Origin of the sequence: Micromonospora sp. CV4 (assembly GCF_003667455.1) — a bacterium.
Taxonomy (GTDB): Bacteria; Actinomycetota; Actinomycetes; order Mycobacteriales; family Micromonosporaceae; genus Micromonospora.
The window spans coordinates 1-9585 of record NZ_RCVI01000416.1 but is presented as its reverse complement, the minus strand read 5'-3'; the positions used below and the strand labels follow the sequence as shown (position 1 = coordinate 9585).

The 9585-nt window shown below is 74.8% G+C and carries 13 protein-coding genes and 2 pseudogenes; 8 read left to right on the top strand and 7 right to left on the bottom strand.

Annotated features, from left to right (window positions below; all coding sequences use genetic code 11):
* Window positions 1-52: 52 nt before the first annotated feature.
* The 8 genes and pseudogenes from gvpJ (EAD98_RS31935) to EAD98_RS29175 form a co-directional block, all read left to right on the top strand.
* Window positions 53-271 (top strand): annotated as a pseudogene (gene gvpJ / locus EAD98_RS31935) (gas vesicle protein GvpJ); the annotation flags it as partial.
* Between the two features lie 136 nt (window positions 272-407).
* A complete protein-coding gene (locus tag EAD98_RS29205; RefSeq protein WP_121657177.1) occupies window positions 408-1163 on the top strand; it encodes a GvpL/GvpF family gas vesicle protein in 756 nt (251 codons plus the stop codon).
* Between the two features lie 3 nt (window positions 1164-1166).
* Complete coding sequence (locus tag EAD98_RS29200) at window positions 1167-1490, top strand: gas vesicle protein GvpG (RefSeq protein ID WP_121657176.1); 324 nt, start codon at window positions 1167-1169, stop codon at window positions 1488-1490.
* Complete coding sequence (locus tag EAD98_RS29195) at window positions 1456-1788, top strand: gas vesicle protein (protein ID WP_121657175.1); 333 nt, start codon at window positions 1456-1458, stop codon at window positions 1786-1788. The genes EAD98_RS29200 and EAD98_RS29195 overlap by 35 nt, the downstream gene beginning before the upstream one ends.
* A gap of 1 nt (window position 1789) precedes the next feature.
* A complete protein-coding gene (gene gvpJ / locus EAD98_RS29190; RefSeq protein WP_121657174.1) occupies window positions 1790-2173 on the top strand; it encodes a gas vesicle protein GvpJ in 384 nt (127 codons plus the stop codon).
* A complete protein-coding gene (locus EAD98_RS29185) occupies window positions 2157-2984 on the top strand; it encodes a GvpL/GvpF family gas vesicle protein (protein WP_121657173.1) in 828 nt (275 codons plus the stop codon). The genes gvpJ (EAD98_RS29190) and EAD98_RS29185 overlap by 17 nt, the downstream gene beginning before the upstream one ends.
* Window positions 2981-3193: a gas vesicle protein gene (locus EAD98_RS29180; protein WP_121657181.1), complete on the top strand. Its 213-nt coding sequence runs from the start codon at window positions 2981-2983 to the stop codon at window positions 3191-3193. The genes EAD98_RS29185 and EAD98_RS29180 overlap by 4 nt, the downstream gene beginning before the upstream one ends.
* Window positions 3190-3543 (top strand): gas vesicle protein K, encoded by a 354-nt coding sequence (locus tag EAD98_RS29175; protein WP_121657172.1) that lies wholly within the window; start codon window positions 3190-3192, stop codon window positions 3541-3543. Before EAD98_RS29180 ends, EAD98_RS29175 begins: the two co-directional genes overlap by 4 nt.
* Window positions 3544-3586: 43 nt before the next feature.
* Here EAD98_RS29175 and EAD98_RS29170 read toward each other — a convergent pair whose 3' ends face one another.
* The 7 genes and pseudogenes from EAD98_RS29170 to EAD98_RS29140 all read right to left on the bottom strand — a co-directional run.
* The gene (locus EAD98_RS29170) at window positions 3587-4519 is read right to left on the bottom strand and encodes an SMP-30/gluconolactonase/LRE family protein (RefSeq protein ID WP_121657171.1); all 933 of its coding nucleotides are present in this window, start codon (window positions 4517-4519) and stop codon (window positions 3587-3589) included.
* Between the two features lie 105 nt (window positions 4520-4624).
* Entirely contained in the window at window positions 4625-6871 is a 2247-nt protein-coding gene (locus tag EAD98_RS29165; protein ID WP_121657170.1) for an AAA family ATPase, read from the bottom strand.
* 35 nt (window positions 6872-6906) lie between these two features.
* Window positions 6907-7425 (bottom strand): hypothetical protein, encoded by a 519-nt coding sequence (locus EAD98_RS29160; protein WP_121657169.1) that lies wholly within the window; start codon window positions 7423-7425, stop codon window positions 6907-6909.
* Between the two features lie 38 nt (window positions 7426-7463).
* Window positions 7464-8228 carry an ATP/GTP-binding protein gene (locus EAD98_RS29155; protein WP_199723606.1) on the bottom strand — a complete coding sequence of 255 codons (765 nt, stop codon included), beginning with the start codon at window positions 8226-8228 and terminating at the stop codon, window positions 7464-7466.
* Window positions 8206-8685: a DUF742 domain-containing protein gene (locus EAD98_RS29150; RefSeq protein WP_121657168.1), complete on the bottom strand. Its 480-nt coding sequence runs from the start codon at window positions 8683-8685 to the stop codon at window positions 8206-8208. The genes EAD98_RS29155 and EAD98_RS29150 overlap by 23 nt, the downstream gene beginning before the upstream one ends.
* A complete protein-coding gene (locus EAD98_RS29145) occupies window positions 8682-9161 on the bottom strand; it encodes a roadblock/LC7 domain-containing protein (protein ID WP_199723605.1) in 480 nt (159 codons plus the stop codon). Before EAD98_RS29145 ends, EAD98_RS29150 begins: the two co-directional genes overlap by 4 nt.
* A pseudogene (locus EAD98_RS29140) lies at window positions 9158-9585 on the bottom strand (histidine kinase); the annotation flags it as partial. The gene EAD98_RS29145 and the pseudogene EAD98_RS29140, both read right to left, overlap by 4 nt.

Here is a 9585-nt window from a genome sequence, read left to right as displayed (position 1 = left end):
GACCGGAACCGCCGCGCCGGCCCGTGGTGCGCCGCCGCCGGGAGGAGGACGAGTGACGCTCGTATCCGACGAGGGCGGTGCCGGCGGGGCCCTGGAACGCGTGGGCTCCGCCGCCGGCGGGCTCGCCGACGTGGTGGAGACCGTGCTCGACAAGGGCGTGGTGATCGACGCGCAGGTGACCGTCGGCGTCGTCGGCATTCCCCTGGTGGAGATCAACGCCCGGGTGGTGGTGGCGAGCATCGAGACGTACCTGCGGTTCGCCGAAGCGGTCGACCGGCTGGACATCGCCCCGGAGGAGGGTGAGGGACTGGCCGGCCTGGTCGGCGGTGTCACCGGCGCCGTCCGGGACGTCACCGACTCGGTCGGGGAGGTCACCGGCAACGTGCGGGACCTCGGGAGGGGTTGACGTGGCGGACGAGACGGGACTGTTCATCTACGGCTTCGTGCCGGCCGACGTGGAGGCGACGCCCGACGCCGCCGGGGTCGGCGAACCACCCGGCGAGGTGGCGGTGATCCGGCACGGCGACCTCGGAGCCCTGGTCAGTGAGGTGCCGTTGGACGCGCCGCTGGGCCGCTCGGCGGACCTGCGGGCGTACCAGGAGCTGCTGGACGGGACGGCGGCGGTGGCGCCGGTGCTGCCGGTGCGGTTCGGCACCGTGGTCACCGGGCCGGACGCGGTGGTCGACCTGCTCCGGCCGCACCACGACCGGTTCGCCGCCGCGCTCGCCGAGTTGGAGGGCCGGGTGCAGTACGTGGTGCACGGTCGCTTCGACGAGCGGACGCTGCTGCGTGGGGTGCTCGACGAGAATCCGACCGCCGCCGGGCTCGCCGAGCAGGTACGCGGCCGGTCCGAGGCGGCCAGCCGCGAGCCACGGATCCGGCTCGGGGAGCTGATCAGCCAGGCGGTGGAGCTGCGCCGGGAGGCGGAGAACCGGCGCCTGCTCGACGCCACGGCCGAGTACGTCGTGTCCGCCCAACTGCGCCCTCCCAGCCACGAGCTGGACGCGGCGCACCTGGCGCTGCTGGTCGACACGGACCAGGAGGCCGCCCTGGTCGACGCCCTGGAGGAGTACGCGCAGCACCGTCGGGGCCTGCTGCGAATGCGGTTGCTCGGCCCGCTCGCCCCGTACGACTTCGTCAGCGCGCACCAACTGGCGGGCTGACCGGTGGACCTGCTCTGGGCGCTGCTGACCCTGCCGTACGCGCCGGTGCGCGGCCTGACCGCGGTGGTCGGGGTGGTTGCCCGGGAGGCCGAGTCGCGGCAGCGGAACCCGGTGAACGTCCGGCGCGAGCTGGAGGAGTTGGACGCGGCGGCGGCCGCCGGTGAACTGAGCGCCGAGGAACGCGACCGGGCCGAGCAGCGGGTCCTGAACCGGCTGACCGGAGGCGCCGGCCCAGCCGGAGCGCGGCCCCGCCCGGCCCGGCGTGGTCCGGCACGCGAGGGAGGTGCGCGCGATGACCGACGAAGGCGTCCGGGCTCGACGGCGTGATCCGGCTGCCGAGGACCATCCCGACGACGAGTACGTCGAGCCGGTGTCGGCGGCCGAGGCGGCTCGGGCGGGGCTGCGGCAGCTGGTCGAGGTGACCGGACGGGAGCCGTCCGGGACCACGTCGCTGGAGGCCACCGAGGACGGCTGGCTGGTCGGGGTGGAGCTGGTGGAGGCGCACCGGATTCCCGCCTCCGTCGATCTGCTCGGCCTCTACGAGGTGGAGCTGGACATCGAGGGTGGTCTGCTCGGCTACCGGCGGGTGCGGCGCTACCAGCGCGGGAAGGGTGAGGTGGGCTGAAATGACCGCTGCGCAGCCGCCGTCGGTGGTGCAGAACTCCGGCCAGGTCCTGCCCGCCGGCCACGAGCCGGCCAACCTGGGCGACATCCTGGAGCGGGTGCTCGACCGGGGCATCGTGATCGCCGGTGACATCCGGGTCAGCCTGCTCGACATCGAGCTGCTGACGCTGAAACTGCGGCTGGTCATCGCGTCGGTCGACACCGCCCGGCAGATCGGCATCGACTGGTGGGAGCACGACCCGTGGCTCAGCTCGCGGGCTCGGCCACCGGTGGAGCCGGGACCGCGTGACCCGGAGCAGGTCGAGGCGGAGCGCCGGCCCCGGGTGGCGGCCCGGGCGCGCCGCCGGGACGCCGAGTTGGAGGAGTGGAATGAGTTCGACGGTTGAGGTGGCCGCTGACCGGCCCGCCCCGGTCGCCGGGGCCTGGCTGCACGGCGTGGTCCGGGACGCCGATCCGGCGGCGCTGGCGGTGATCGCCGGGATGGACGGCGCGCCGGTCCGGGCGGTGTCCGCCGCCGGCCTGGTCGCCGTGGTCAGCACCGCGCCGCTGGACGAGTACGGCGAGCAGCCGCTGCGCCGCAACCTGGAGGACCTGGCGTGGCTGGAGCGGGCGGCCCGGGCGCACCACGGCGTGGTCGAGGCGCTGGCCCGTCGGGGGCCGGTGGTGCCGGCCCGGCTCGCCACCGTGCACACCGACGACGAACGCGTGGCCGGGTCACTCGCCGCCCGCCGGGCCGAGTTGGTCGCCACCCTGGACCGTCTCACCGGACGCGGCGAGTGGGGTGTGAAGGGTTACCTGGTGCCGGGCGTGGCCACCGCGAGCGCCGAACCTGTCGGGGCCGGCGGTGTGGGGACGGCGTACCTGCGGCGGCGGCGGGCGCAGTTGACCGCCCGGGAGGAGGGTCAGCAGGCGGCGACCGCGGCGGCGGACGCGGTGCACGCCGCGCTGTGCGAGCTGGCCGTGGCGGGCCGGCGGCACGCGCCGCAGGACCGACGACTCTCCGGGGCGTCCACCCCGATGGTGCTCAACGGGGCGTACCTGGTGGACCTAGTGGCGCTGTCCGGCTTCACCGACCTCGTCGACGCGTTGGGCGCTCGGCATCCGGAGATCCGGCTGGAGCTGACCGGGCCGTGGCCGGCGTACTCCTTCGTCGCGGAACGGCCGGAGCCGGCGCTCACCGTGCGGGAGCCGTGGTGACGTCCGCGCTCGCACCGAGCAGCGCGGACGATCCGCTGGCCTACCGGCCGGTCGCCCTGGTGGACCTGCTCGACCGGGTGCTCGCCACCGGGGTCGTGATCAGCGGCGACCTCACCCTGGCCATCGCCGACGTGGACCTCGTCCGGATCTCCTTGCGTGCGCTGGTCGCCTCGGTCGGCGCGCTGCCCCCGCCGGAGCACGCCGGATGACCGGGCGGAGCGAGGCGGCGGACCTGGCCGCCGCGCTGGGCGGGGAGTCGTGGCAGCCGCCCCGGGTCACGCCGCTGGACCGTCGGATCGCGGTGGACCGCGACTCGGTCGAGCGAGGGCTGGCCAGCCTGGTGCTCACGATCGTCGAGTTGCTGCGGCAGCTGATGGAGCGGCAGGCGCTGCGCCGGGTCGACCTCGGTGACCTGACCGAGGAGCAGATCGAGCGGATCGGGGTGACGCTGATGGCGTTGGAGGAGCAGATGGTCGGGCTACGCGACCACTTCGGTCTGGCCCCGGAGGACCTCAATCTGGACCTCGGCCCACTCGGTCCGCTGCTCCCGACCGACTGACGGCCGGCGGCAACCCCCGACGGGGTCGCCGCCGACCAGTGGATCAGGCCCGCACCCGGACGATGTCGTAGTCGGTGTCCGGCGTGGACTCCACGTCGAACCGGCCGTTCACCACGTACAACGCCGAACCGAGCAGGTCACCGGTGGCCGGCGACCGCAGCTCCGGGCCGGTGATCTCCCGCTGCACCACCCCGGCGGTGTACCCACCGTTGAGTCGGACCACCGCGATGACGTTGGTCAGGTTGCGGATGACGTAGAGGGTGTGACCGCGCAGCACCAGGCCGTCGGCCCGCTCCACCGAGTATCCGCCCAGGTCGACGAGGCGGCTGTGGCCGGTGCGCGGGTCGATGCGTACCAGCCGGCCGGGCAGCATCTGCGCGACCAGCAGGTCCCCGTCCGGCAGTTCCACGATCCCGTTGTGGTAGGCGTCCGGCGTCGCAGCCGGTCCGCTGAGCGACAGCACCCGGAACGCCGTGGCGGCCGGCAGGCGGCCACCGTGGCCGAGCGGCACCACGTACAGCACCTGCTTGCCGGAGTCGGTGAAGTAGACCGCCCGCTTGGTGATCACCAGGTCGTTGACGTAGCTGCCCGGCTCGTCGGCGAACTGGTAGTGGGCCAGCAGCTTGCCGGTCCCGGCGTCGTAGACGCTGGCGCCGCCACCGGAGAAGTCGGCGGTCCACAGCCGGCCCTGCTGGTCGAGCTTCAGGCCGGCCTTGTCCTTGCCCGGCACGGCCGGGATCAGCACCGAGCCACGGCCGGTACGTAAGTCACCGCGCCACACCGCACCATCCAAAATCGAGCTGACGTACACGGTGGTGCCCCGTCCGATCGTCAGCCCTTCGGGGGTGAACCCGTTGGGCAGGGCGATCCGGGCCGGGAACGGCTTCGCCGGATGGGCCGCTGCCGGCGAACCGACCGTGGTGAGGGTGGCCGCCGCCACCAGGGGAACGAGGAGGAGCGAAAGCAGCTTGCGCAAGAAACACCGCCTGACGTCGTTGTGGATAACTCCACTGAGGAATGTGACGTCCTAGGAACACCCTGGGTGCGACGGAAGGTTGACTCGCGGATCAGTTTGGTCCGGTCACCCTCGCTCGGCCGCGTACGCGGCCAGCCAGGCGACCTGGGCCGGGTCCAGCGACGGACGGACCCGGCGTCGCGCCGTGGCGACGTGCGCGGCGGTGACCGTGGCCGCCGCCAACGACTCCCGCATCGCGGCCAGCGCCGCCTCCCGGAGCAGCGCCGCACAGTCGGCCGCGGAGAATCCGTCCAGCTCCCCGCCGAGTGCGGCCAGGTCGACGTCCGGCGCCAGCGGCACGTTCCGGGACGCGGCCCGCAGGATGTCCGCCCGGGCCGCGCCGTCCGGCGGGGGCACGTAGACCAGCCGTTCCAGCCGGCCCGGCCGCAGCAGCGCCGGGTCGACCAGGTCCGGCCGGTTCGTCGCGCCGACCACCACCACGTTGCGCAGCGTCTCCACACCATCCAGCTCGGTGAGCAGCGCCGCGACCACCCGGTCCGTGGTCCCCCCGTCGGAGGCCTGGCCACGGACGGGCGCCAGCGCGTCCACCTCGTCCAGGAAGATCAGCGTCGGGGCGGCCTCCCGGGCCCGGCGGAACAACTCACGGACCGCGCGTTCGCTCTCGCCCACCCACTTGGAGAGCAGCTCCGCGCCCTTCACCGAGAGCACGTTCGCCCGACCCGAGCCGGCGAGCGCGGTGACCAGATACGTCTTGCCGCAGCCCGGCGGCCCGTAGAGCAGCACACCGCGCGGCGGCTGCACGCCGAGCCGGGCGAAGGTGTCCGGGTAGGTCAGCGGCCACAGCACCGACTCGCTCAGCGTCTGCTTCACCTCGGCCAGGTCACCCACGTCGTCCAGGGTCACCGAGGCCAGCTCCAGCGTGGACGCGGCCATCGTCGTCGGCCGGACCACCTCCAGAGCGGCCGTGAAGTCGGCCATCGACACGGTCGGCGTCTCGGCCGACTTCTGCCGCAGCGCCGCCCGTACCCCAGCCTCCCGGACCAGCGCCGCCAGGTCCGCCGCGACGAATCCGGGGGTACGCCCGGCCACCTCGTCCAGCCGGACGTCGTCCGCCAGCGGCACCTGCCGGGTCAGCACGGTGAGCTGCTCGCGGCGCAGCGCCGGGTCGGGCAGGGGGATGCTGATCCGCAGGGACAGCAGATCCGGCGCGCGCAGCGCCGGGTCGACCGCCTCCGGCCGGCCGGTGGTGCACACCACGGCGGCACCGGAGCGGACGGTCTCCGCGAGCACCTGGCGGAACACGGTCGCCACCGGGCCGGGCTCGTCCGCCGGGGCCAGGGCCTCCACATCGGTGACCAGCAGCACCGCCGGCCCGCCGGCGCGGACCGCCGCCGCCACGGCACGAAGCCGGTCGGCGGCGGCCTGGTTGGCCAGCGCGGCGACCTCGGGTGCCCAGAGCGGGTGGACGCGGGCGCCGACCCGGGCCGCGACCGCCCGGACCAGGGCCGATTTGCCGGAGCCGGCCGGTCCACCGAGCAGCACTCCCAGCGAGACGGTGGTGCCCAGCCGGCCCAGCACCTCCCGATGGTGGAAGCCGAGGTCGAGCAGCTCGGTCAGCTCCTCGGCCTGGGCCCGCAGCCCGGGCAGCTCGTCGACGTCGGGCGCGTCGTCCTCCTCCAGCGGGTCCACGGCCGCATCGGTCGGAGCCGCAGCCGGCCGGTGCCCGCCGGGGGGCCGTTCCGCCGGGGTGAGCCGGCCGGGAACAGCGCCGTGCGTGACCGGGCCGTGCTCCCAGCCGACCAGCGTGTCCATCGTGATCAGCGCGCCGGCGGCCGGCTCGACCGCGACCACGGTGAGCAGGGTGCTGGTCCAGGCGAACCCGACCGTGTTGGCGAGGCTGCGTCGGGCCGCCTCGATCAGGCTGCGCACCGAGGCGTCCGGCAGCACGTCCTGCGGCAACAGCGAAACGTCGTCGCCGGGCGTGACGACCTTGCCCAGCAGAGCGAGCCGGAGCATCTCCGGGCTGACCGCCGCCACCACCTCCACCGGCCCGGCCAGGGTCACCCGGCTCGCCGGGATCAGCGACGCCGGGATCACCCGTACCTGGCCGCCGTCGTGCAGGCCGAGGTTGCCCAGCGTCAGGTCGTCGGCGTACAGCAGGGCGGCGCCCGCGCCCGGCCCGGCCGCCGCAACGATGCCGGCCGTCTCCCGTCGGCCGACCAGCCGGACCGGGTCGCCGGGGCGCAGCCCCAGCGCGGTCAGCACCTCCGGGTGCAGCCGGACGACGCCGCGCCGGGCGTCCAGCGCCGCCGGCCGCAGGCTCGCCGTGAGAGTCAGGTCGGGTTGGGCCACCGCCCGACCGTAGCCGCCGTCAGCCAGTCCCGCGGTCAGCGCCGGGGATCCAACTCGTCCAGCAGCGACGGGTCCCGCCGGATCAGCTCGGCCAGCCGGGCGGCCGGGTCCGGGGTCAGACCGTTCGGGCCGGGAGCCCAGGCCGGCACCGTCCGGCCGGACAGCGGCCAGGCCGGCGGGGGCTCCACCGGGGCCGCCGAGGGCTCCGGACCGACCGTGACGTGCGGACCGTCCCAGGAGATCAGCAGCGGGTACGTCCGCCCGCCGTGCTCGACACGGACGGTCACCGCCAGCCCCGGGTGAGCGCCGACGACCTGGCGTACCGCCTCGGCCACCTCCTCGACCGGGCCCCAGCCGGAGACCTCGCCGGGGGTGTCCCGCCCCGCGTGCCGCCCCGGCCCGCCGTTTCGGGCGTCGGTGCGGCCACCGCCCGGGTCGGCCGGTCCACCGGCCGGACCCGGCGATGCGTGCTCGTCGCGATCGTGGGCCCGCCGACGCAGCGCCTCCTCGCGCCGGGCCAGCCGGGCCAGCGTCTCGTCCAGGTCGCCCCTCACCAGATCACCCCTTCCCGCCACGGCCGGAGCCGGTCGGCTCAGGCCCTCCTGTCCCGGGTGGCCCGGTCCAGCGCACGGTCCAGGACGACCAGCAGGGCGTCCCGCACCGAGAGCCGGTCCCGGGCGTCGAACTGCACCAGAGGTACATGATCTCCGATGGCCAGCGCCCACCGGATCTCACCCAGCTCCAGGGCCACCCGTCCGTCGAAGGCGTTGACCCCGACCACGAACGGCAGGCCGGCCCGCTCGAAGAAGTCGATCGCCGGGAAGCAGTCGTCCAACCGGGCGCTGTCGACCACCACCAGCGCGCCGAGCGCGCCCCGGGCGAGGTCGTCCCACATGAAGCCGAACCGTGCCTGCCCGGGAGTGCCGAACAGGTACAGCTTCAGGCTTCGGTCGATGGTCACGCAACCGAAGTCCATCGCCACGGTGGTGGTGGTCTTGCTCGACCGGCTGCCCGGGTCGTCCACCCCGATCCCGGCGCTGGTCATCTCGGCCTCGGTGGTCAGCGGCGCGATCTCGGAGATCGCCCCGACCGTGGTGGTCTTCCCGACCCCGAACCCGCCCGCGATCAGGAGCTTGACCGGAACGGGTGGCGCGGCCGGCGGCCGGTGGGCCGGCGGTGGCGTCGCCCCGCTGCTGGCCGGCGGTCGGTACGGGGGAGGTGGCACGGCCGGTGGCGGGCCGGTGCGCCCGAGCACCGGGCCGATGCCCGGCGTGGTGCCGTAGCGGGCGGCGGCGCTGTTGCCGGCGAGTCCCCCGAGCGGGGCGACCGGCCATTCAGGAGATCGCACGGAGTCCATCAATCACTCGCAGGATGAGGTCGGGGTCGTAGGCGTGGTCGGCGTCGGTGACGTGCACGTCCAGGTGCCCGGCGGCACGCAGGTCGCCCACCAGGACCCGGGTCACGCCGAAGTGCAACCGGGTCCGTGCCGAGAGCTCGGCCACCGAGATGGGCTCGGCGCAGAGCGCGATGATCGCCATGAGCTCCGGTGCCAGGGGAGCGGGCGGCGGGGCGGTCCACGGGCCGGTGTCCGGACGGACGGTCACCTGCGTCTCCAGCCCGATCGCCGGGTCGGCGCCCGCCACCCGTCCGGAGGTGAGCACGAACGGCCGGGGACCCGCCGGCCAGCCGGCGCCCGCCTCCGTCGCTGGTTCCGCCGACCCGCCGCCCTCGGTCGAGGGCGCCGCGCGCAGGTAGGGACGGATCCGGGCGCCAGGCCCCGGGTCCGGATCCTCACCGGCGACGTCCCGGGTCATTGCTGGACGGCGTTCTTCAGCTCGACGATCAGCCGCGGCGTGAGGGCGCCGCCGGCCCGTCCGGCGAAGAGCGTCATCTCGTACGCGACCGTGCCCAGGTTCGCCGACCGGTCCGCGACCACACCGAGCACGGATCCACTGCTGATCGCGCTGATCAGCAGGTAACCGTCGGCCATGTCGACGATGACCCGGTTGAGGCCGCCGAGGGCGTACCAACTGGCCGCCCCGCCGGCGAGGCTGGTCATGCCGGAGACCACGGCGGCGAGCCGCTCCGCGTTGGACCGGTCCTTGATCGCCGACATGGCCATCAGCAACCCGTCCGAGGAGACCGCTATCGCCTCCAGCACCCCGGCCGTGCTGGAGGTGAAGGAGTCCAGCAGCCAGTTGAACGTGCGGGCCTCCGGGCTGAGGTCCCCGGCGGCGGCGCCGGACTGGCTCTGGTGGTCGACGTTGTCGTGCAGAAAGGGGCTGGTCACCGTGATGATCCTTCTTCGTTCCGGCGGTCTGGGCTGACTTCGCGAAGAGCGCGGGCGACGCCCGCCTCGAAATCGTTGAGGAGATCGCGGACCTCGGCCGGGTCGCCGAGGTGCGAGCTGGCCGGCTGGGCGGGCGGGGTGGCGGTGACGTTCGCCCCGGGCACCCGCCGGCTCAGCAGGGGCCGGCCCGGCGTCGCCCCGGTCGGGCCGGCGGTGTCGGCGACGGTCCCCGTCGGCCAGTGCCCGGCGAGGTCACCGTTGCCGGGGGCAGCGGCGTTCAGCTCGGCCCGTCGTACGCCGGACTGGTACGCCTCGACGAGCGCGCGGGCGGCGGCCGGGTCGGCGCCGGTGGCGTCCACCGGCCCGACCGGCGCGGAGGCGGCGCTCAGGCTGGCCCCGGGCACCCGCTGCCGGACCGGCGGGC